The sequence below is a fragment of the Pseudoalteromonas sp. NFXS39 genome, from assembly GCF_040148775.1.
In the GTDB taxonomy this organism is placed as follows: Bacteria; Pseudomonadota; Gammaproteobacteria; order Enterobacterales; family Alteromonadaceae; genus Pseudoalteromonas; species Pseudoalteromonas apostichopi.
This window is the reverse complement of the sequence record NZ_JAGDEC010000002.1, coordinates 548,909-570,831: the sequence shown is the minus strand read 5'-3', so window position 1 is coordinate 570,831 and position 21,923 is coordinate 548,909. Positions and strand designations below refer to the sequence as shown.

17 protein-coding genes, 10 tRNA genes and 1 rRNA gene are annotated in these 21,923 nt (G+C 39.8%); 9 read left to right on the top strand and 19 right to left on the bottom strand.

The features are described 5' to 3' along the window. Positions 1–85 (bottom strand): 16S ribosomal RNA (locus J3455_RS06130); the annotation flags it as partial. 591 nt (positions 86–676) lie between these two features. Here J3455_RS06130 and J3455_RS06125 point away from each other — a divergent pair. Next, on the top strand, positions 677–2,095 hold the full coding sequence (locus J3455_RS06125; protein ID WP_349561352.1) for an alanine/glycine:cation symporter family protein: 1,419 nt from the start codon (positions 677–679) through the stop codon (positions 2,093–2,095). A 17-nt stretch (positions 2,096–2,112) separates the two neighbouring features. Here J3455_RS06125 and J3455_RS06120 read toward each other — a convergent pair whose 3' ends face one another. From J3455_RS06120 to J3455_RS06060, 13 genes are all read right to left on the bottom strand, one after another. Further along, a complete protein-coding gene (locus J3455_RS06120) occupies positions 2,113–2,559 on the bottom strand; it encodes a hypothetical protein (RefSeq protein ID WP_250661887.1) in 447 nt (148 codons plus the stop codon). 183 nt (positions 2,560–2,742) lie between these two features. Further along, positions 2,743–2,829 (bottom strand) — tRNA-Leu (locus tag J3455_RS06115). Positions 2,830–2,864: 35 nt separating this feature from the next. Then, positions 2,865–2,938 (bottom strand) — tRNA-Cys (locus tag J3455_RS06110). 18 nt (positions 2,939–2,956) lie between these two features. Beyond that, positions 2,957–3,032, bottom strand: a tRNA-Gly gene (locus J3455_RS06105). Between the two features lie 125 nt (positions 3,033–3,157). Continuing rightward, a tRNA-Leu gene (locus J3455_RS06100) sits at positions 3,158–3,244 on the bottom strand. Positions 3,245–3,283: 39 nt separating this feature from the next. Beyond that, a tRNA-Gly gene (locus J3455_RS06095) sits at positions 3,284–3,359 on the bottom strand. Positions 3,360–3,421: 62 nt separating this feature from the next. Next, positions 3,422–3,508 (bottom strand) — tRNA-Leu (locus J3455_RS06090). Positions 3,509–3,542: 34 nt separating this feature from the next. Next, positions 3,543–3,616 (bottom strand) — tRNA-Cys (locus tag J3455_RS06085). 12 nt (positions 3,617–3,628) lie between these two features. Next, positions 3,629–3,704 (bottom strand) — tRNA-Gly (locus J3455_RS06080). 139 nt (positions 3,705–3,843) lie between these two features. Next, complete coding sequence (pgsA, locus tag J3455_RS06075) at positions 3,844–4,389, bottom strand: CDP-diacylglycerol--glycerol-3-phosphate 3-phosphatidyltransferase (protein WP_130051801.1); 546 nt, start codon at positions 4,387–4,389, stop codon at positions 3,844–3,846. A 41-nt stretch (positions 4,390–4,430) separates the two neighbouring features. Further along, positions 4,431–6,254, bottom strand: coding sequence for an excinuclease ABC subunit UvrC (uvrC, locus tag J3455_RS06070; RefSeq protein ID WP_256855178.1), 1,824 nt, complete (start codon positions 6,252–6,254; stop codon positions 4,431–4,433). Between the two features lie 8 nt (positions 6,255–6,262). Next, a complete protein-coding gene (gene uvrY, locus J3455_RS06065) occupies positions 6,263–6,913 on the bottom strand; it encodes a UvrY/SirA/GacA family response regulator transcription factor (protein ID WP_054553647.1) in 651 nt (216 codons plus the stop codon). Between the two features lie 108 nt (positions 6,914–7,021). Further along, positions 7,022–8,173: a dicarboxylate/amino acid:cation symporter gene (locus J3455_RS06060; protein ID WP_054553767.1), complete on the bottom strand. Its 1,152-nt coding sequence runs from the start codon at positions 8,171–8,173 to the stop codon at positions 7,022–7,024. A gap of 215 nt (positions 8,174–8,388) precedes the next feature. On the opposite strand from J3455_RS06060, the gene J3455_RS06055 reads away from it, so the two are divergent. From J3455_RS06055 to J3455_RS06045, 3 genes are all read left to right on the top strand, one after another. Beyond that, on the top strand, positions 8,389–10,722 hold the full coding sequence (locus J3455_RS06055; protein WP_502935090.1) for a carbohydrate binding family 9 domain-containing protein: 2,334 nt from the start codon (positions 8,389–8,391) through the stop codon (positions 10,720–10,722). A 457-nt stretch (positions 10,723–11,179) separates the two neighbouring features. Next, positions 11,180–12,148: a cysteine synthase A gene (cysK, locus tag J3455_RS06050; RefSeq protein ID WP_130051804.1), complete on the top strand. Its 969-nt coding sequence runs from the start codon at positions 11,180–11,182 to the stop codon at positions 12,146–12,148. A 148-nt stretch (positions 12,149–12,296) separates the two neighbouring features. Then, entirely contained in the window at positions 12,297–12,737 is a 441-nt protein-coding gene (locus tag J3455_RS06045) for a hypothetical protein (protein ID WP_130051805.1), read from the top strand. 53 nt (positions 12,738–12,790) lie between these two features. Here J3455_RS06045 and J3455_RS06040 read toward each other — a convergent pair whose 3' ends face one another. Both J3455_RS06040 and J3455_RS06035 read right to left on the bottom strand, forming a co-directional pair. Next, positions 12,791–13,090, bottom strand: coding sequence for a DUF6172 family protein (locus J3455_RS06040; RefSeq protein ID WP_130051806.1), 300 nt, complete (start codon positions 13,088–13,090; stop codon positions 12,791–12,793). A gap of 150 nt (positions 13,091–13,240) precedes the next feature. Continuing rightward, positions 13,241–13,756 (bottom strand): VC2046/SO_2500 family protein, encoded by a 516-nt coding sequence (locus J3455_RS06035; RefSeq protein ID WP_250661885.1) that lies wholly within the window; start codon positions 13,754–13,756, stop codon positions 13,241–13,243. A gap of 112 nt (positions 13,757–13,868) precedes the next feature. Here J3455_RS06035 and J3455_RS06030 point away from each other — a divergent pair. Together J3455_RS06030 and J3455_RS06025 are read left to right on the top strand one after the other, a co-directional pair. Then, positions 13,869–13,953: transfer RNA gene (locus tag J3455_RS06030), tRNA-Tyr, on the top strand. Positions 13,954–14,001: 48 nt separating this feature from the next. Further along, positions 14,002–14,086, top strand: a tRNA-Tyr gene (locus tag J3455_RS06025). 143 nt (positions 14,087–14,229) lie between these two features. Here J3455_RS06025 and J3455_RS06020 read toward each other — a convergent pair. Continuing rightward, positions 14,230–14,913 (bottom strand): M48 family metallopeptidase, encoded by a 684-nt coding sequence (locus J3455_RS06020; RefSeq protein ID WP_205987934.1) that lies wholly within the window; start codon positions 14,911–14,913, stop codon positions 14,230–14,232. A 99-nt stretch (positions 14,914–15,012) separates the two neighbouring features. On the opposite strand from J3455_RS06020, the gene J3455_RS06015 reads away from it, so the two are divergent. After that, a complete protein-coding gene (locus J3455_RS06015) occupies positions 15,013–15,993 on the top strand; it encodes an ion channel (RefSeq protein WP_130051809.1) in 981 nt (326 codons plus the stop codon). Here J3455_RS06015 and J3455_RS06010 read toward each other — a convergent pair. Next, the gene (locus J3455_RS06010; RefSeq protein ID WP_130051810.1) at positions 15,990–17,060 is read right to left on the bottom strand and encodes a GGDEF domain-containing protein; all 1,071 of its coding nucleotides are present in this window, start codon (positions 17,058–17,060) and stop codon (positions 15,990–15,992) included. The genes J3455_RS06015 and J3455_RS06010 overlap by 4 nt on opposite strands. 137 nt (positions 17,061–17,197) lie before the next feature. On the opposite strand from J3455_RS06010, the gene J3455_RS06005 reads away from it, so the two are divergent. Both J3455_RS06005 and J3455_RS06000 read left to right on the top strand, forming a co-directional pair. After that, positions 17,198–20,527: a PAS domain S-box protein gene (locus J3455_RS06005; RefSeq protein WP_167658873.1), complete on the top strand. Its 3,330-nt coding sequence runs from the start codon at positions 17,198–17,200 to the stop codon at positions 20,525–20,527. Further along, positions 20,524–21,513 (top strand): response regulator, encoded by a 990-nt coding sequence (locus J3455_RS06000; RefSeq protein WP_167658872.1) that lies wholly within the window; start codon positions 20,524–20,526, stop codon positions 21,511–21,513. Before J3455_RS06005 ends, J3455_RS06000 begins: the two co-directional genes overlap by 4 nt. Before the next feature lie 16 nt (positions 21,514–21,529). Here the strand turns inward: J3455_RS06000 and J3455_RS05995 are convergent, their stop codons facing one another. Then, positions 21,530–21,922, bottom strand: coding sequence for a VOC family protein (locus J3455_RS05995; RefSeq protein ID WP_130051813.1), 393 nt, complete (start codon positions 21,920–21,922; stop codon positions 21,530–21,532). Position 21,923 lies beyond the last annotated feature (1 nt).

The window sequence follows — 21,923 nt, the reverse complement described above, 5'->3', positions numbered from 1 at the left end:
AAGCACCTCTTCGTTTCCGCTCGACTTGCATGTGTTAGGCCTGCCGCCAGCGTTCAATCTGAGCCATGATCAAACTCTTCAATTAAAAGTTTTTTCTGTCCCGAAGGACATGCTCAATGAATTCTGAATTTTGATTCTTTCGAATCGAATTGACTGTGCTGAAACAAGTAAACTTGTTTCCGTTGGTCACTCAGTTCAATTGAGACTCTAAATTTGTTTGCGTCATCTAGCGAACTAGAATCGGCTGTTAGAACTCAATCTGTACGAGTGCCCACACAGATGATTGCTTTATATTGTTAAAGAACGTTGCGACGTTGTCGCTAGGGATGCGTATAATACATCCTTAATTTTTCGAGTCAACACTTAATTTTAAACTTTCCTTTTAGACCGTTTTAAACCGAAGTTTTACTTAACTCTCTGCTACGTTGTTCAGCGTCTTTCGTTGCTGCCCGCCGTGTCAGTGGGGTCGCATTATAGGGAGATGGATTTTTTACGCAAGCACTTTTTGCAGGTTTTTTTGCTTATTTTCAAATTAGCTAGATACCCACCAAATGCAAACAAGTTACTCACAAACAACTGTGGATAACTGACGTTTTTTAGCAGAATAACTAAACTCTCCTCACTTGTTATGGTAACTTGCGCCGCAGATTTTCCACTCGCTCACAAGGCAAGAAAAATGACAGACATTATAAATAGTATAAGTGGCCTCATTTGGGGCCACATTCTGGTTTACCTCTTAATAGCTGCGGGGCTATTTTTTACACTTCGACTTGGTTTTATTCAATTCACGCAATTCCCGCATATGATCAAAGTTATGTTTCAGAGCCGACAAGGTTCTGGCGACGGCATTTCTTCATTCCAAGCATTTTGTACTTCATTAGCAGCTCGAGTGGGTACGGGTAATATGGCAGGTGTTGCCGTTGCACTTTATTTAGGTGGCGCAGGCGCAATTTTTTGGATGTGGCTTATTGCATTAATAGGTATGGCAACAAGTTTTGCAGAGAGTACCCTTGCCCAAGCATATAAAACGGTCGATGAAGAGGGCAACTTTCGTGGAGGTCCTGCTTATTATATGGAATATGGTTTGGGTAAACGTTGGATGGGAGTCATTTTCTCGCTTTGTCTTATTCTTGCTTTTGGTTTGGTATTTAATGCTGTTCAATCAAACTCTATAGCAGCTGCATTTAATGTCGCTTTTGGTATTCCAAACTATGTTGTTGGTATCGCCTTAGTATTAGGTTCTGGCATTATCATTTTCGGCGGCTTAAAAACCATTTCACGTTTTGCAGAAATGGTTGTGCCCTTTATGGCATTGGCGTATTTGTTAGTTGCACTTTATGTATGTGCCATGAACTACGATTTATTACCAAATGTATTTATGCATGTTATTAATAGTGCCTTTGGTATAGAGCAAGCAGGCGCTGGTGCTATTGGTTATGGTGTAATGCAGGCCATGATCCAGGGTATTAAACGTGGTTTGTTCTCTAATGAAGCCGGTATGGGTAGCGCTGCGAACGCTGCTGCAACGGCAACACCGAACCCACCGCATCCTGCCTCACAAGGTTATGTGCAAATGTTAGGTGTATTTGTAGATACAATAATTATCTGTACAGCAACTGCAGCCCTTATTTTATTATCACAACAGCTAATACCTGATTCAGGAGTAACAGGTATTGCGTTAACACAAGCTGCACTTGAAGAACATGTTGGTAGTTGGGGAGCAACGTTTGTTGCAATTGCCATTTTGTTTTTTGCATTTACATCTATTGTTGCTAATTATTCTTATGCCGAAACCAATTTATTGTTTTTAGAGCATAACCATGCATCGGGTATGTTGATCTTCCGATTACTAGTACTTGGTATGGTGATGTTTGGTGCTCTAGGCGAATTGCCACTAGTGTGGACCCTTGCAGATGTTTCAATGGGTTTAATGGCTATCGTTAACGTAATCGCTTTATTTATGTTATCGGGTGTCGTTATTTGGTTAGCGAAGGATTACAATACACAACGTAAAGAAGGTAAATTACCTACTTTTGATCCTTCGCAAAACAAAAAACTCGATCAAACCATTCCTAAAGGCGCGTGGCGCAAATAATCAAGTTTAATTAATGTTTAATTGGGGAGCGTTTGTGCTCCCTTTTTTGTATCTACTAACTTTTCAAAAACAGACAATATGAATGTAATTTGCTGTTCGTTAAGCTTTGACTCGAGTTGCATGACAAGCTGCTCTTTGATTTGCGCTTTTAATGTTTGTCTTTGCTTGGCAGTTAATAATGGCTGCGATTGTTGATGATAAGCTTGCACGGCAGTGAGCGTATCCATCACCACGTCATTATCAAAGTCAATTAACGCTGTTTTAGCATTACTGATAGCCCGTTCAGATTTTTCAAAGACTGTGGATACTTGACCAACAAGCACGCTGACTTCATGAATTTTAAGTACATCGTTAATGTTCGACATAATAATAGCAACAGGAATAAGTACTAATGAGATTGCTAAACATAGCCCAAACACTGCACCAACCCAGAACTGATTTAAACCACCTTTAAATTGCTCCATTATCTTTCCTTGATCCCATTTATTTAATTCCGTTGTACCAGTTCAAAGTTTTATACTGCAAACTTTTTAACTAATTTGAAAAAGAATAAGGAAACTATAAAGCTATTTAGTGAAATAAAAAACAATTAGATTAATTTATAAACTGAAGTGTTAATGAAATAGATAGGAGGTATTGTATATAAATGGTGCCCGGGGCCGGACTTGAACCGGCACGTCCTTACGAACGAGGGATTTTAAATCCCTTGTGTCTACCAATTCCACCACCCGGGCATCGGGTCGCTCGTATGAGCATGTGGAGTATTATATGGAGGCGGAACCCGGAGTCGAACCGAGGTAGACGGATTTGCAATCCGCTGCATGGCCACTCTGCCATTCCGCCTTATCGCTTCCAAATAATTGGAGCGGCACACGAGGCTCGAACTCGTGACCTCAACCTTGGCAAGGTTGCGCTCTACCAACTGAGCTAGTGCCGCAAATTTATTTCTATCAGTGATTTGTCCGTTGGTTCACAACCTTGAAGGTTGCGATGCTAACGTTCTGGCAACTGAACTAGTGCCGAAAACTTGAGTCTTTATCCAATAAACTATTTAAGTTTAAATGGTGCCCGGGGCCGGACTTGAACCGGCACGTCCTTACGAACGAGGGATTTTAAATCCCTTGTGTCTACCAATTCCACCACCCGGGCATCGGGTTTGCTATTTAAAGCAAGTGGATAAAGTTAATATGGAGCGGCACACGAGGCTCGAACTCGTGACCTCAACCTTGGCAAGGTTGCGCTCTACCAACTGAGCTAGTGCCGCATCATATTAACTCTAAAAAAAATATTTTTAAAACTACATTTGGTGTTGTAGTTAACCACAAATGGTGCCCGGGGCCGGACTTGAACCGGCACGTCCTTACGAACGAGGGATTTTAAATCCCTTGTGTCTACCAATTCCACCACCCGGGCATCGGGTTGCTCATAGAGCTGCGTGGAGTGTTGATGGAGGCGGAACCCGGAGTCGAACCGAGGTGGACGGATTTGCAATCCGCTGCATGGCCACTCTGCCATTCCGCCACATTAGATAATTGGAGCGGCACACGAGGCTCGAACTCGTGACCTCAACCTTGGCAAGGTTGCGCTCTACCAACTGAGCTAGTGCCGCTTTCTTTATCTTGGGGGCTATGCCCTCTCAACACGGACGCATTCTACAGAGATTATTAAACGCGTCAATATAAAAAATGCTAGTTTTGAACTGTTTGCTTATTTTTTATCTAAAATGGTGTGTAATTATACGTTTAGGATCAATTTTTGGTCAATTCAGACCATGCGGCAACTAAATACTGCAACATAGAGCTTAGCGTCAAGAATGTTGCAATGTATAAAAGACCATAGCTTAAGTAGATCATCCATGTATCAAACTGCCAAATCAAACCAATAATGGCTAGCATTTGTGCCGCAGTCTTAAACTTACCCATGTTTGATACAGCCACGTTATCACGCTTACCCTGCTCTGCCATCCATTCTCGTAATGCAGAGATTACAATTTCACGGCTAATAATAACTAATGCCGGTATCGTCATATATAAAGTTTGGTAATGACTTGATAAGGCAACTAATGCCGCACACACCATTACTTTATCAGCAACTGGATCTAAGAAAGCACCAAAAGGCGTTGATTGATTTAAACGACGCGCTAAATAACCGTCAAGGATATCTGTGATTGACGCAAGCCAGAAAACAAACGCAGCTGCGAAAAACGCCCATGAAAAAGGCAAATAAAATATCACCAAAAAAATGGGGATAAGAAAAAGTCTAAAGGTTGTGAGTGTGTTTGGAATATTCCACATAACTACTTGGAGATGTCTTTTTTTCTATATTCGCACGAAGGCTACGCCTTGTCATGCAAATGATTAAATATCTTTTCAGCCATTTCAGGGCTGATCCCAGGAACTTGTTTTAATTGGTCTATATTAGCAGCTTTTACCCCTTGCATGCCCCCTAAATATTTTAATAATGCTTGTCGGCGCTTTTGTCCAACACCGTTAATTTCTTCTAATAATGATTGAGTACGTTGTTTTTGACGTTTATTGCGATGTCCAGCAATAGCAAAACGGTGCGACTCATCGCGAATGTGTTGGATTAAATGCAGCGCTGGTGCATCTGAGTCAAGTGGAATTGTTTTGCGCCCACCATCAATTAATAAAGTCTCTAAACCTGGTTTTCGACTTGTGCCTTTTGCAACGCCCACCAGCAAAGGAATCTTATTATGTGGCCAGTTTTCAAAATATTGCTCAGCACGAGATAATTGTCCTTTACCACCATCGATAAATATGACATCTGGAATTTTTTCTTCATCAACTACTTTGTTGTAGCGCTTGTTAAGTGCAAACTCCATCGCTGCGTAATCATCGCCACCAGTTATACCCGTAACATTAAAGCGGCGATATTCTTTATTATTTGGACCTTGTGAATCAAAGACCACACAACTTGCAATGGTGTTTTCACCCATTGTATGGCTGATATCAAAACATTCCATGCGATTAATATCATCAAGACGTAATGTTTCTTTTAGTTGTGCATAGCGTTTATTGATTGAGTCCTGCGTACTTTGTTTTACGCTGATGCTGTTAAGTGCATTTTTATTTGCAAGCTTTAAATACTGCGCCCGCTCTCCACGATTAGCAACTTTTAAACTGACTTTACGCTCAGAGATTGCCGTAAGCGCTTCACTTAAAGGCTCACTTTCTTCAATACTGAATGGTAAGATAATTTCTTTGGCAATGCGCCCTGTTGCACCGGGTGCTAAATAATACTGACCTAAAAAAGAGGTTAGGATTTCTTCTTCACCAGAGTCTTTTGGCACTTTTGGAAAATAGGTTTTACTGCCTAGCACTTTGTGGTCGCGGATCATTAATAAGTGAACCGCATTTAATCCATTTAAGTGAGCAAAGCCCACTACGTCCATTTCGGCATGGTTACCTGAAATAGATTGTTGCTCCTGCATTTTCCTGAGCAACAAAATTTGGTCTCGTACTTTTGCAGCAAGCTCAAATTTAAGTTCTTTGCTAGCTTGTTCCATCTTTGCAATTAAATCGGCAATAACTTCATGGGACTTGCCTAATAAAAACTTACGAACAAAATCCACTTCTTGCTGATACTCATCATCGGAGATTTTATTTACACAAGGCGCTGAACAGCGTTTTAACTGATATTGTAAACATGGACGGCTTCTGGCTCTATAATAAGCATCTTCACATTGACGTACAGGGAAGATTTTTTGCATTAAACGCAAACTTTCAGATACTGCCCCCGCACTTGGGAATGGACCAAAATACTCGCCTTTTATTTTACGGCTACCACGATGAAAAGCTAGGCGTGGGTGTTTGTGAGCAGTTAACAGAATATACGGATATGACTTATCATCTCGCAACAAAATATTGTAACGAGGCTGATATTTTTTAATTAGGTTGTTTTCAAGTAATAAGGCTTCGGTTTCAGTGTTGGTCAGGGTGACTTCAATACTGCAAATATTGCTTACTAGTACACGCGTTTTACTATCAGTAACATTACTTCGAAAATAACTACTTACGCGCTTTTTTAAGTTTTTGGCCTTACCTACATAAATGACTTGCCCTTCACTATCAAGCATTCGGTACACACCGGGTTCACTTGATAGTGTTTTGAGAAAACGGGCTGGTTCGAAATCAGACATTGAGCAAATTAATGCGAGCTATCAATGTCGATCATTTTGTGGCGAATTGCTAAATGTGTAAGCTCAACATCACCACCTACATTTAGCTTTTCAAACATGCGATAGCGATAGCTATTCACTGTTTTTGAACTAAGATTCAAACGCTCTGCGATATCTTGCGCTTTCTCACCTTTGGTGATCATCAGCATAATTTGTAATTCTCGCTCAGACAAACTCTGGAATGGGTTTTCATCTGTACGGCCGCTGACCTGTGCAAGGGCAATTTGCTGTGCTATTTCAGGTGCAATATAGCGTTGCCCTGCATTTACAGCACGAATGGCGTTAACCATTTCATCAGAACCGGCACCTTTGGTTAGATAACCGTGAGCACCAATTTGCATTACTTTACTTGGGAATGGATCTTCACAATGCACAGTAAGTACAATAATTTTTACATCTGGGCAGTAGCGACAGATTTTCTTTGTCGCTTCTAAACCGCCAATACCTGGCATATTCATGTCCATCAACACGATATCAGGCGAATGTTGACGGCAAAATTGCACCGCTTCTTCACCAGTTTTAGCTTCACCCACCACTTTAAAACCACGAACATCATCAAGTATACGTCTGATCCCTGTCCGTACAAGTTCATGGTCATCAACTAAAAGTACATTAATCAATGGAACACCCTCAAATAACCCAAATAGCTGCTTTCGCACAATTTAATGTGCCACATTAGCACAGAAAAAGTGAAACGATAAATCAAAATATCGTTCCACTCATTAATTTTAAGCTGATGCTTTCTCGCTGAAACGATCAACCCATAAAGCAATGATACCATCACCTGTTACATTACAGGCAGTACCAAAACTATCTTGTGCTAAATAAAGTGCAATCATTAATGCAACAGCGCCTTCATTAAAGCCAAGCATACTTGTTAAAAGGCCCAATGCCGACATAACAGCACCACCTGGTGCACCAGGAGCTGCAATCATTACAACGCCTAGCATCATAATAAATGGCAACATACCAAACAATGATGGTACATCCATATTAGGAGATAAGAACATCACAGCCATCGCACACGTCACAATAGTAATTGTTGAACCTGACAAATGAATTGTTGCACATAAAGGTACCGTAAAGTTAGCAACATCTTCTTTTACGTTATTTGCTTTACTTGAGCGAAGTGAAACCGGAATAGTTGCTGCACTCGACATTGTACCTAAAGCAGTAAAATACGCGGGTAGCATGTTTTTTACAAGCTCTAATGGGTTTCGCTTTAGTAGCAGTCCTGTAGATACATATAAAACCGTTAGCCATAACCAATGCATAATTAATGCAGCCAGCAGAACAATACCAAAAGTTTGTAGTGTATCAACCACAGTACCAGCGACTGTCATTTCAGCAAATACACCAGCAATGTAAAAAGGTAAAGCTGGAATAATTACTTTTGCTAGTAAGCCATCAATAACATCACGGCCCTGATCAGACACTTTCTTTAAAGTATCAAGCTGTAACTGGCTCATTCCAATACCAAAAATGAATGCTGCAGCAAGAGCTGTCATTACACTCATTAGAGGTGGAATTTCTAAATCAATAAAGCTACCCACTTCTGTGGCGACTTCAGCTTCAAACGTTAAGCCCCCATCAAACAATGGGATCATAGCGCTGACAAGTAAAAACGCTAAGGTACCTGCAATAACGGTTGAACCATATGCAAAGCCAACCGTTTTTCCTAACAAGTGGCCTGACCCTTTTGGTAAGCCAGCAATACCTGATGCGATAAAAAATAAAATAATTAACGGAATGGTAAAGGTGATCAACTGACCTATTATTTCTTTTACTGTGTAAAGGAGTTCAACACCTGTTAGTGGCACATACAAGCCCACTAAAATACCGGCAACAATACCAGCAATTAATTTTAAAATTAAATTCATAACGATCACTTCAATTTTTAGGTGGTAATCTTTTACCACGTTTTAGTTTACTTTTGTTATAAAACAGCCAAATTAACGTTTAACTGCGCAATTTACCACCAGAGCTTGGCAGAATCTAATTTGAACGTAAATATATGCGGCCTGTCGCGTTGCATTTGTTAACAAAGTTGCAAATTAATAACATGCTCGCAGTTTTGAATACCCATATAGTGCTTATGTATAAATCAATGTTGAGTGCCGCTCTGTTGAGTGTGCCTTTTACTAGCTTGGCCATCAGCCAACCTATCACCCTTCCTTTTATTGCAGAACAGCCAACAATTGACGGTAAGCTTGATGAAGCAAGTTGGCAACGTGCAAAAAAAATTACAATAGATAACGTCACTTGGCCTTATGAGAACAGTAAGAGCCCTGTTACTACCTACGCTTATGTCTATGAAGATGGCGAAACGTTATTTATAGGTTTTGAAGCGAACGACCCTAACCCAGAACTTATTCGTGCTTTTTACCGTGACCGTGACGCAGCTTGGGATGATGACTTAGTCGGGCTAAAAATTGATTCATACAATAACTCTCAATTAGCGTATCAATTTTTTATTAACCCACTTGGCGTACAGCAAGATTCAATAGAAAACGAACTAACTAAACATGAGAGCTCATCATGGGACGGTATTTGGGATAGCGTCGGTGTTATCCATGATAAAGGCTACACAGTTGAAGTTGCTATTCCCTTACGCGTACTAAATTTTGACGACAGTGTCGCAAGCAAAACCATGGCAATGGAGTTTTTACGCTTTTTACCGCGCAGTGAACGGTTGCGTATCTCTAATATGCAGATTGACCACGGTAACAATTGTTGGATTTGCCAAATGCCAAGTTACCAAGGTTTTGAACAAGCCAAACAAGGCAATAACGTGGCGATTATCCCATCTGTGGTGCTTGGCAAAAATGAGACCCGCGATATTGATGGCGCTCGAGTTGATGATTGGGAGTCAGAGAACAATACTGAAGCCAGCCTAGATGTAAAATGGGGGATCACTCCTGATATTACCCTAAATGCGACCATCAACCCTGACTTTTCTCAGGTTGAAGCGGATGTCGCACAATTGAGTGTGAACAATAATTTCAGTTTGTTCTTCCCTGAAAAGCGCGCCTTCTTTTTAGATAACGCTGACTACTTTGCCTCAACTCTCAACCTTATTCATACCCGTAATATTGCCCAACCAGATTACGGAACAAAGATCACCGGCAGCAAAAATGGCCATACATTTGCCGGCTTCATTGCCAATGACACACAAACCAATGTGTTGATCCCTGGCAATTTAGGCTCATCTCTTGTTGCCCTTGACGAGAAAAGTGAAAATGGCGCTATGCGTTATCGATACGATTTTGAGTCAGGGTTATCGCTCGGTTCAACTGCAACACACAGACAAAGTCATGATTATAAAAACACGGTTTACAGTATTGATAGTAAATACAAGCCAACAGTGAACGATGTTTTCTTAGTCCAAGTATTAAAGTCACAAACACAATACAGCCAAGATTTTATCGACGAGTTATGTGATGGTGATAACTGCTTACATCCCGAGCAAGTAATTTGTGAATTAAATAGTGACTGCGACTATAACGAAGGCGTACTTCGTGTTTTAAGTAAAGAACAGCAATCAGGTACTGGCTACTACGTAAAGTATCAACACGACGAGAAGTACTGGCGTGCCTTTGCTGACTATAATTATCGCGATGCTGATTTAAGAGCTGACTTAGGCTTTATCTCACAAGTTGATTTTAAAAAGTTTACGACTGGCGGTGAATACCGCTGGTATGGCGATAAAGGCAATTGGTGGAATCGCGCTAACCTTTACGCCGATTGGGATATTACCCACAACGAAAATAATGAACTTCTCGAAAAAGAAGCACAAACTAGTTTTTCAGTCAGCGGCCCGTTGCAGAGCTTTTTTGAGCTCTCTGTTGAGCACCGTAACCGCACCGGCCTTCGCCACGATAAATCACGTTTAGATATTGATGGTAACACTGACTTGTTTAGCGAAAATGGCGTTGGTTTTTACAGTGACTTTAAACCAACCGCAGGGGTATTTGCCTCTTTATATATGTATACAGGTAATGCCGTTGACTTAGCTAATAATCGTGTTGGTGATAAGTTCCATATACGCCCTGTGCTGAATATGAACCTTGGTAAGCATTTTGAAGTGCGTTTACGCCATACTTATGAGCAGCTTGAAGCCGACGGCAGTGAAGTATTTACCGCCAACCTAAGTGATGTGCGTTTAACTTACCAATTTAATGTGAATAGCTTTTTACGCCTTGCAGTCATTTATACCGATTTAGAGCGCAATCAGGCTAATTACATTGATGATGTAGATAGCCAATATAAAAAGTTAGCCACTCAGCTGCTGTATTCTTACAAGCTGAACCCGCAAACGGTATTCTTTGCAGGTTATTCTGATAATGGCTATCAAGATGATGAGCTTTCATCAATTACTAAAGAGCAGCGTACGTTGTTTGCTAAATTTAGCTACGCTTGGTTGCTTTAATACCTTATTAGCGCATCTTTTGGTGCGCCCTCCCCTTTCTTTGTTTGCTTATTCCTAAACTATACCCAAGCCACCTCAAGATGCAGAATTCAGCGTTTCGCAGGTGCTTAATATCAAGGCGTTATTTGCAAGAATGGCAGTCCCTTTTAAGAAGTAACAACGATGAGAGTAAGTGCCTGTGAAGCGCCCAACGGGTTGGTTTAAAAGCGATTTATACTGCGTTATTGATTTTAGCAATAGAACCACTATTACTTGCAATCAATGCCTTGCCTAAATCGCTTTTAATTTCAACTGAAACTCGCACCTTGAGATGGTTTGGGTATATAAGCCTATTCGCTATATGTTATAGCCAAACTTTACTTTCGTTTTTTATTCACCACAGTAAAGTGTGACTATTACAGATCGCTAGCCTAAGCTATTCGATCACGATTGAATAAATTGCTTCCAAAGGAACACTATGTCTAACATTTTTGAAGATAATTCATTAACGATTGGTAATACTCCAATCGTAAAGCTTAACCGCGTAACCTCAGGTAATGTTTTTGCTAAAGTAGAATCACGTAACCCAAGTTTCAGTGTTAAATGCCGTATAGGCGCTTCAATGATCTGGGAAGCAGAAAAGTCAGGTGTATTAACCAAAGACAAAGAGTTAATCGAGCCTACTTCGGGAAATACCGGTATTGCACTTGCGTTTGTTGCTGCTTCTCGTGGTTATAAGTTAACACTGACTATGCCTAACACTATGAGCCTAGAACGTCGTAAATTGTTAAAAGCGTTAGGTGCTAACCTAGTTCTAACTGATGGCGCTAAAGGTATGAATGGCGCAATTGAGAAAGCAAAAGAAATTCAAGCAAGTGACCCTGAAAAATATATTCTTCTACAACAATTCGAAAACCCTGCAAACCCGAAAATTCACTTTGAAACCACGGGCCCTGAAATCTATGAAGCAATGGATGGTAAAATTGATATCTTCGTAGCAGGTGTTGGTACGGGTGGTACTATTACGGGTGTTAGCCGATACCTTAAACTTGAAAAAGGTTTAAATGTTCAGTCAGTTGCTGTTGAACCAACTAACTCACCAGTGATCAGCCAAACCTTAGCTGGTGAAGAAGTAAAACCGGGTCCTCATAAAATTCAAGGTATCGGTGCAGGTTTCATCCCTGGTAACCTTGATTTAGAAGTTGTTGATGCCGCTGAGCAAGTATCAAATGAAGATGCAATTGCAATGGCGCATGAACTGATGAAAAATGAAGGCATTTTAGTAGGTATTTCTTCTGGTGCTGCAGTTGTTGCTGCAAAACGCCTTGCTGAAAAGCCTGAAAACGCAGATAAAAATATTGTGGTAATTTTACCAAGTGCAACTGAGCGTTACTTATCTAGTCCATTATTCGCTGAAGAGTTCAGCGATAAAGAGCTTGTTCAGTAAGAACGACTAAGTTGTCTAAAAAGGATGCAAAGATGCATCCTTTTTTATTACCTAAAATAGATAAAACCAATAAATTTACCGAGTTAACTTTACATCATGCTAATTTAGTCACACACTTAATATTAAGTTCACTCGTAAAACAACAAAAATGAAAAATATACTCTTAATTTTTATTCTGTTAAGTAGCAGCGTCCTTTTCGGTTGCGGCTCCGAAGACGCTCCAAAAGGCGAACAAAATACGCCAGGTAATGTGGCTACTCTCTATTTTGATGCCTTATATAACCAAAACGATTTGAATCTTGCCATGGAATACTCCACTCCAAAAATGGCGCGTATTATGAAATCTTATGGTACTGCTGGGCAGTTCGCTCGTAACCTTGTCAATATGCAATACGATGAAGTCGTAATTGAAGTCGATATGACCAATATGAGTTTACGCGAGCAATATGGCGATAAAGCCAATATCAATTTAATTTTTACTGGTTATTTTAATGGTAAGAAAGTTGATGATATGCGCAGTGTGAAAATGATACGTAAGAAAGGAAAATGGTACATAGAAAAAATTAATGCCGATCCATTTGCACGTTAATTTAAAACTAAAAAAGGGCCTGATGGCCCTTTTTTAGTATAAGAGTATTGATATTACTCTTCGTCAAACTCTTGATGTTGACGCTGTGCAGGACGCGCTAAGATCTCAACGTAAAACGATGTAAGCCCTTTAGCTTCGATATCGCTAATACACTTATTAATCTCTGCCACGTGAACGACATTGGCCTCATCCGCTGACTCACCAAACTTACAGTCAAATGCCCAATAGTCAGCACCTGCTGGGAGTGTTTTATTACGCTCACGTTTTAAGTATTTTTTTACTTCGTGCTTGGCTGCATCAACCATACGAGGATATTTAATTTTCTCGTGGTTTAGCGTGAATGTTTTCTTCATTATAGTCCTAGTAACTTGGTTCAATGACAATGGCATTAAGCCATAGGCTGCTATTATAACAAGCACATCTTAATTTAGCTGTACTTTTTGCCATTTTACTTAAATATAGTTTATTCAGAGTCTATGACAATTCGATTAAGCCGCTAATACTTAGGCTGTTGCTAAATGTAGAGGTTGATGTATAGCTTCATCATTTAGGCTGTCATAAAAGGCAGCTGCATCTATTTGTGGCCGCTCAACTGGTTTATTCTTTTCGTAAAAACGTTTTCTAACTGCAGGTTCACAGTTATCAATCACTTCAAGTGGTACATGCTGCCTATCATCACGTATATTCAGTGGTTCAGGATTTAAGCAATTACGCAACCTGATATCTGATAAACCACCTTGCAATAGCCTGTAAGCATTTTCTTGACCAATCAGCATGTCAAACTGCTCAGGTGCCAATGGTTGTGCTGGCCCTGCTCCTAATTCAGTTCGCAGAACAGATTCAGACACATCAGGGTTGGTTAATTCAGTTTTTGGTAGGTGAAACTGACTAAAATCGAGCACATCATGAGAAAGCATTGCTAGTAATAAAGCAAACTCCCCAGGGCGTTTCTCTTGAACACTTTTATTTAGACGATTATCGAGTTGACTCTCTGTGAGCAACAAACCATCAATTTGCATAGTCTTTAGCCAAATAGTTTCTTGATTAACCAGTTATCGGCATTTATGTAATTTTCTTTAGTTTTTTTCTTTACTTAAATAACCAGTTTGCTATTATCAGCGCCGTTGCATTGGAGGGGTTCCCGAGCGGCCAAAGGGATCAGACTGTAAATCTGACGGCTCAGCCTTCGCTGGTTCGAATCCAGCTCCCTCCACCACTTTTCTTATTTGAAAAGTGGGGCCAAATGCAATAGTAAAATCTGTGTGGAGGGGTTCCCGAGCGGCCAAAGGGATCAGACTGTAAATCTGACGGCTCAGCCTTCGCTGGTTCGAATCCAGCTCCCTCCACCACTCTTTACTCTTTCTAACTTTACTCTTTCTAACTTTACTCTTTCTAACTTTACTCTTTCTAACTTTACTCTTTCTAACTTTACTCTTTCTAACTTTACTCTTTCTAACTTTACTCTTTCTAACTTTACTCTTTCTAACTTAAGCTACCAACTCAAACTACTACCATTTGCTTTTAGCCAACTTTCTGCTTTTTTATAGTCAGGATAAAAATGGCACACTCGCTGCCAGAACTTAGCGCTATGATTCATATGTCTGAGGTGCGCAAGTTCGTGAATAATGACATAATCAATCACCCATGTCGGCGCGCTTGCTAAATGTAAATTAAATGCAAGCTCTCGGCGCTTATTACAACTGCCCCAACGACGTTTATAATGTTGAATCTTTAACTTTGCAGGTAAAGCTTCAGTCATTTGCAAACAGTAGTCATGAACACGCATTTCAATATAGCTCTCAAGCTTTTCATGTAAAAACCGTTCTAGCAGAGCTAAGTAGTTAGCTTCTTGATATTTGACCCGTGATGAAATAGATAAAGTGAGCCGAGATTGTGCATCTTGTTGCCAAGTGCTTTTAGGGCCTTTAGCAAAAATTATCGGCACACTCTGACCGAATAACTTAATAGTCGCGTTTACAAGAGGAAGTTGACGTCGTTCAGCTTGTGAGGATTGTCTCGCGATTTGTTCTGCGACCCAATCCTGTTTTGTCTTTAGCCAACCATCTATCTCAGTTTGTGAGACATAAAAAGGCGCATAAACAGTGAGTTTCTGCTCAGCAACTTTAATTGCAACTGTTGTTCTGCGTTTACTGCGCTTTAAGGTGTAATCTAACAAATATAAGCCAATTCAATTAATAAAAATGAGAGATTCCATTTTACCCTGCTAAATAGCTGCTAATCTATAAAGATGACTAACAAATAAGTTTTCGTCCTTATGCCTGATAAACCATGTTGTAGTTATACCTCACCAACAGGTAACAAGTGCCAAGAAACAGATATGGGCTCTGGATTTTGCTTTTGGCATGATAGTAAATTTGATAAATCAGGGCTAGACCTCACCCAAAAATTAGAGCGCTATGCAAAAAAAGGGGGATTATTAGAAGGCCTGCAACTGAAAAGAGCGAACCTTTCAGGACTAAACTTAATCAAACAGGATGACGAAGAAGGCTATGATCTCTCTTATTGTAATTTTTACCGCGCGAATTTAACGGGCGCTCACTTATTTAATAACAAAATCTCCAACGCCTCATTGATGAAAGCCAATTTACATAGCGCTAGTTTGCATTACTGTGATTTAAAAAATACCAACCTACTGGGTATTAAACTCAATGACAGCCGTATTGATAATATCGAACTGGGCGATCAATTATTACAAGAAGCGGCTGCATTTAAAGCTCGTAAAAATAAACAATTCGCAGAAGCCCGAGACTTATTTGAACAATCAGAAGAAATATACCGAAACTTAAGGAAAGCCTCAGAACATCAAGGGCTATTTGAGCTAGCCGGTAACTTTACATACAAAGAATTACGGATGCGCCATGCGCAGTACCCTAGAGGTTCAACCAAGCAAATTACTTCAAGTTTTATTGACATGCTGTGCGGTTATGGAGAAAAACCCGAGAATGTTATTCGCTTTAGCTTGTCACTAATTATTTGCTGTGCCTTTTGTTATTTCTTATTTGGGGTAAGTTATCAAGATTCAGTGATGCAACTAAGCGTTGAAAACTCATTTACAAGCAATTTATCGGCATTATTAAATAGTTTTTATTTCAGTGTGGTAACTTTTACAACCCTTGGTTATGGGGATATTACTCCGATTGGCTTTTCAAGGTTGATTGCAGCAATAGAAGCATTCTGTGGCAGCTTCTCGCTTGCTTTGTTCGTTGTTGTCTTTGTAAAGCGAATGACCCGCTAGCGCATAATATATGAGCCTATATGCTCCTTCGCTTGATACATTTTCTTATCAGCACGATTAATTAACTCCTCAGCATCTACTGTGCTATCAAGTGGTGCTGCTATAAGGCCAAAACTTAAATGAAGCTCAGGGTACTGTTGTTCGAATGCAGCTATTAGTTTTTCACAAATATTAACACCACTGTCTATCTCGCAATCAGGCAAAATGACACAAAACTCATCTCCCCCGTAGCGACAAGGAATATCAATCTCGCGTATATTTTCAAGTAAATATTGGCCTATATATTTAAGCACTTCATCGCCTTTTAAATGCCCTTGCGTATCATTTACTGACTTAAAGTCATCCAGATCAAAATACACAATGGTTAATGGTGATTTGTGCCGTCTTGCTCTGGCAAGATCCCGTTGTAATAACTCTTGCATGACACGGCGATTATATAGGTTGGTGAGTGGGTCAAGCTTCGCTAGCTTCTCAAGCTCTTGAGTACGCTGCGCAACTTTTTCTTCGAGGCCTTTTGCGTAAACTTCGGTGCGACGTTTCGCATTTTCAATTTCGCCCACCAAACTATCAATATAAGTGTCAAAGACCAAGGTGGTATCAAAGTAAATTAGCTTATCTATGATGTTTAGCGTTTGATTCAATTCAGCTTGATCGCTTATTGTCGCCCTAAGCACATTAAAAATGAGTTCTTTTAAAGTACACACTGCCGATAAATAGAGTTTTGGTTCAACCCCAATACGCTTATGTACCATGCCAATACGTAAGCGGTTATTAACATATTCATGTTCGTAACGACCACAAAATAGATCAATAATATATTGGCGTTGCGCATCTCTTAGTCGCGTTAAAGTATCCGCATCACCAATTAATAAAGAAATTTCATCAACTTCGGTTTGCTTTTTATAAAATTCATTCACTACATTTTCGATGGCTGATTCGATAATAGGTTTGTAGTTCAAAAGAGATGAGAGACTGTTTGAACTCAGCCCCAATAAGCTCATCCTATGCTGAATTTCGACATCATTAATTTGCATTTGCTCAACTAAAGTCTGCTCAGTTCTTCTCATCTACTCACCTCGGACTACTCCTTTTTAATTAAATATAGTCAAGGTTTTCAATACTACGTACTTAAGTGATAGGTTTTTCTCTAATTTAACAATAATTTGTATTAAACTAGCTTTATAAGCCGTTTCAAAAAAATATTATGCTCGCAAAATTTTTTATTACCAATCAAGACCCCAGCCTAATTGTCAGCGGTGTTTATGATCCAAGCTTAGTTGTACTTTCTATTGCTACCGCTATCTTTGCTGCTTATTTTTCACTCCATATCATTGATTTAGCGAACAGAACTCACTTTAATTCATACCGAAAATTAGGCAGTGCAACCGGTGCTTTGGTTATGTCAGGCGGGATTTGGAGCATGCACTTTATTGGTATGTTAGCTTTTTCTTTGTGCACCAACGTTGAGTACGACCCAACTCTGACATTTTTTTCATTCATACCTGCATTTTTAGCCTGCTACACCGCTTTTTCATTTTTGAGACGCAAAGATTTAAAGCAAATTCCAAAAACAATTAAACTTCTAATTGCTTCTGTGTTGCTGGGGTCAGGTATAGGAACCATGCACTATTCAGGCATGGCTGCCATGCAAATGAGCCCTCTACTTCGCTACGATCCAGTTTGGTTTGCAGCATCAATTGTGGTGGCAATTGCTTTATCTTTTGTAGGCTTATATGCGCGCTTTCATCTTAGCGAACATTTTAAAAAGCTAACCATGCTACAAACCCGTGTCATTTGCGCCATTATTTTTGGCTTTGCAGTCGCAGGAATGCATTACATGGGCATGGCGGCAACACGTTTTGTCGCAACCTCACCTTTGTTATCCGAAAACGTGCAAACGTCGCAACTTACTTTTATCGCCATTAGCGTTTCATTTGCCACCGTATTATTAACCGCTCTGGTTGGGATTATTAATGGCATGGTGCGTTTTCGTTTATTACTTGCAGAAAAATCAGCAGAAGAGTCGCGCCTAGATGCCATTTTAGGCACTGCAATAGATGGCATCGTCACGATTAATATTCATGGCATTATTTTAAGCTTTAATAAATCAGCAGAAACTATTTTTGGTTGGCGCCAAGACGAAGTACTAGGCAAAAATGTAAAACTATTAATGAACGACGATATTGCTGCTCAGCACGATGATTATTTAGCTGATAGTAGCAGGCATGAAGTTAAAAAAGTCATTGGCGTTAACCGAAATGTCTATGCAAAACATAAAGATGGTCACTTATTCCCTATTCGCCTAGGACTTGGTGAAGTAAAACAGCCTAATGCAGAAACACTATTTGTTGGCTTTATAACCGATCTAACAGAGCAACGTGCACTGCAGCAAAGTCTTGAAGAAAAAGAGAAGCAATATCGTACGTTAATGAACAATACCCCCGGCGCTGTATTTCGTTGCTTGTTAGATGAACACTGGACGATGAAATTTATAAGCCCAAGTGTTGCTGACTTAACAGGATATAGCCCTGAAGAGTTTACCAATGGCACAGTTACATTTGCTCAAATCATTAATAATGATGATGTAGTGCATATTGATGAAGTTATTGAAAAAGCCATAGCAGAAAAAAACCAATATGCTGTTGAATACCGCATTCGCCACCGAAGTGGAAAAGTTGTGTGGGTTTTAGACCAAGGAACAATTAACGAAAATAGTGACTCTGACCAAAAGTGGATCGATGGTGTACTCATTGATATCACTACTCGTCACGAATATGAAGAGTCACTTAAACAAGCAAAACAAGAAGCTGAAGCTGCAGCACAAGCAAAACAATCATTTATGGCAAATATGAGTCATGAAATACGCACACCAATGAATGCAATAATTGGCTTTAGCGACATATTAATGGATAGCCCACTCAGTAAAGAGCAACAAAAGCATATTATTACAGTGAATAAATCAGCTCGCTCACTGCTGCATTTACTCAATGAAGTCCTTGATTCTGCAAAATTAGAAAAAGGCAAACTCGATATTCACGCTGAGCACTTTAACTTACAAGCGCTACTCGACAACATCGTATCGACCTTTTGGCTCGAAGCTAAGCGAAAAGATATCCTGCTTGATTTGATCATCGCTGATAATGTTGCGCCTATTTATATTGGCGATGAATCCCGAATTCGCCAAGTGATGAATAATCTCATTGGTAATGCCATTAAATTTACAGAACAAGGTTCTGTAACGATTACTGTAAGTCAAACTCCAGATAAGCAATTACTTTTTGAAGTGCAAGACAGTGGTATTGGCATAGCGAAGCACCGCTTAGATGCTATTTTCCAGCCATTTGAACAAGCTGACGGTACTATGACACGCCGCTTTGGTGGCACAGGTTTAGGCACCACTATTAGTAAACAGCTTGTTGAATTAATGGGCGGTTCAATTGATGCTAATAGTGAAGAAGGAAAAGGAAGTTGCTTTTACTTCACCCTTCCTTTGCAAGAGGGTGATATTAACAAAGTAGATGTATTTTCTTGTAATCAATTGAATTTACCAAAGCTTCAAATATTAGTGGTTGATGATATTGAGCAAAATATTGAGCTGCTCAATATTTTATTATCTCAAGCTGGGCACACAGTAGTTACCGCTCAGAATGGCCTTGAAGCCATTGCTGCATTTGAGCAACAAAACTTTGATGTGATTTTAATGGATATACATATGCCAGAATGTGACGGAATAACTGCCTGTAAGGAAATCCGTGAAATTGAAAAAGTCAGATGCTTAAAAATTACTCCTATCATCGCTTTAACGGCGAGTGTTTTACAACAAGATAAAATTACTACAAAGCAAGCCGGGATGAATGGTTTTGCAAATAAACCTGTTGATATTAACCAGCTGAACCATGAAATCGCGAAAGTGCTTGGTTTAGAAGTAAATAAAGTCACTAGTAATAAAATGCGTGATGAAAGAAAACACATCAACTACGACAAAGGTGTTTTGATGTGGGGAAGCAAAGAGAAGTTAAATATGGAAATTGGCTTATTCCTAAGCAATCATCAACAGAGCATTCTACGACTGAAGGATCAAAAACTCAGTGAAAACGAACAAAAATTAATTTTGCATACTCTTAAAGGAGTCGCAGGTAATTTAGCCCTAGCAAAATTATTATATTTGTTATCAAACGCTGAGAAAGAACGTGAAAAGGAAAGCTTCCCTTCACTCATTGCCGAATGCGAACAAGAATGGCAAACTCTAATTGCATTGCTTGCAGATCAGCAGCAGCCCAGTTCACAACAGCAACGTATACACGAAGTGTCATTGGACGCATTTATTAGCCAAATTGACACACTGCAAGAGCAAGCTGAGCATGCAGAAATAGACGATGATTTATTAAGCCTGGTGCAATCCCAAGCACCTACAACCTATAAAGAGCAGGTTGTTGAAATTTGTGCGCATTTTGAAAACTTTGACTTTGATGCAGCAAGTACCGCTTTATTAACTTTAAAGCATACAGTCCAAGCTGCTAAGGAACACCTATGACACAACTCTCAGAACGTGCAAAGATTTTGGTCGTCGATGATGAACCTGCAAATTTAAAAGTGATCCGTGAAGTACTTGCTAACGATTATCGCTTATCGTTTGCTAAATCTGGGGAACTTGCTCTTCAACTTATTGAGAATGAACCACCTAAGTTGATTTTGCTCGATATTATGATGCCCGATATGAGCGGCTTCGAAGTCTGTAAAGTGTTAAAAGCAAATCCTAAAACAGCGCATATTCCTGTTATCTTTGTTACGGCACTTTCACATGAACAAGATGAATCTGAAGGCTTTGCTCTTGGTGCAGTCGATTATATTACCAAACCAATTAGCCCCGCAATTGTCAGGGCTCGGGTTAAAAATCACTTATCTCTGGTGCAAGCTGAGCAACTGCAATTAGCTCATATTGATTTGATTCAACGTTTAGGTCGAGCTGCCGAATATAAAGACACTGACACCGGTGAGCATATCGCAAGAATGAGCCGCTACAGTAAAGTACTCGCCCTTGCCTATGGCATGAGTGAGTATGAAGCCGAGCAGCTTAAACAGGCTGCCCCAATGCATGATGTTGGTAAAATCGGTATTCCCGACGCCGTGCTTTTGAAACCTGGGCGCTTAAACGAAAACGAATACGAGCACATGAAACAACATGCTTTAATAGGTGCGAAGATTTTAGAAAACTCACCTTCGCCGCTATTACAATTAGCTCATAAGCTTGCCCTTGAACACCATGAAAAGTGGGATGGTACGGGTTATCCGTATGGCCTTAAAGGCAAAGAAATCAGTATTGAAGGACGTATTGTAGCTATTGCTGATGTATTTGATGCTTTAACCTCAAAACGCCCCTATAAAAAAGCCTGGTCGATTGAAGAAGCCCTCGACTTATTAAAAGATGAGGCAGGTAAGCATTTTGATCCGCAATTAGTTGATTTATTTATCGGCCAAATAGATAGCATCATAGAAATCAAAAACACTTATACCAGCTAATGGCGAATTAAAGGCCTCATTTGAGGCCTTTTTTAATTGCTTCATAATCATGCGAAGTAATTTCATGGCTATTACCAGCACAATCTTTAAAATACATTGAGTAAGTAACACCATGGTCGGCAACAACAGTTTTAATATCAAATTGAGCTAAATGTTCAAGCCATTCTAGAAACTGTGCTGCATTTGCGCCAAAAGCAATCCCCTTGCTTCTACCCTCAGCTTCAAACAGTGCCAGACGAATCGTTTTTGCTTGATCTTCTAGGGTTAACGGACCTTTTCCTTCATCCCAAAAAGCAAGCTCAGGAACGACGGTAAAACCAAGTACCTGTTGATACCAGCCAACAGCTTTAGCTAAATCATCAACATTTAAGTGGCAATGGTCAACACCACATAAAGATGGAATAGCCATA

Bases quoted from the DNA above. Each gene is read 5' to 3' on its own strand.
- uvrC (WP_256855178.1), bottom strand. From the start codon at position 6,254: ATGTCTGATTTCGAACCAGCCCGTTTTCTCAAAACACTATCAAGTGAA.
- J3455_RS06040 (WP_130051806.1), bottom strand. From the start codon at position 13,090: ATGAAGAAAACATTCACGCTAAACCACGAGAAAATTAAATATCCTCGT.
- J3455_RS06005 (WP_167658873.1), top strand. From the start codon at position 17,198: ATGCTCGCAAAATTTTTTATTACCAATCAAGACCCCAGCCTAATTGTC.
- pgsA (WP_130051801.1), bottom strand. From the start codon at position 4,389: ATGTGGAATATTCCAAACACACTCACAACCTTTAGACTTTTTCTTATC.
- J3455_RS06045 (WP_130051805.1), top strand. From the start codon at position 12,297: ATGAAAAATATACTCTTAATTTTTATTCTGTTAAGTAGCAGCGTCCTT.
- J3455_RS06055 (WP_502935090.1), top strand. From the start codon at position 8,389: ATGTATAAATCAATGTTGAGTGCCGCTCTGTTGAGTGTGCCTTTTACT.
- J3455_RS06010 (WP_130051810.1), bottom strand. From the start codon at position 17,060: ATGAGAAGAACTGAGCAGACTTTAGTTGAGCAAATGCAAATTAATGAT.
- cysK (WP_130051804.1), top strand. From the start codon at position 11,180: ATGTCTAACATTTTTGAAGATAATTCATTAACGATTGGTAATACTCCA.
- J3455_RS06125 (WP_349561352.1), top strand. From the start codon at position 677: ATGACAGACATTATAAATAGTATAAGTGGCCTCATTTGGGGCCACATT.
- J3455_RS06060 (WP_054553767.1), bottom strand. From the start codon at position 8,173: ATGAATTTAATTTTAAAATTAATTGCTGGTATTGTTGCCGGTATTTTA.
- J3455_RS06000 (WP_167658872.1), top strand. From the start codon at position 20,524: ATGACACAACTCTCAGAACGTGCAAAGATTTTGGTCGTCGATGATGAA.
- J3455_RS05995 (WP_130051813.1), bottom strand. From the start codon at position 21,922: ATGGCTATTCCATCTTTATGTGGTGTTGACCATTGCCACTTAAATGTT.
- J3455_RS06015 (WP_130051809.1), top strand. From the start codon at position 15,013: ATGCCTGATAAACCATGTTGTAGTTATACCTCACCAACAGGTAACAAG.
- J3455_RS06120 (WP_250661887.1), bottom strand. From the start codon at position 2,559: ATGGAGCAATTTAAAGGTGGTTTAAATCAGTTCTGGGTTGGTGCAGTG.
- J3455_RS06035 (WP_250661885.1), bottom strand. From the start codon at position 13,756: ATGCAAATTGATGGTTTGTTGCTCACAGAGAGTCAACTCGATAATCGT.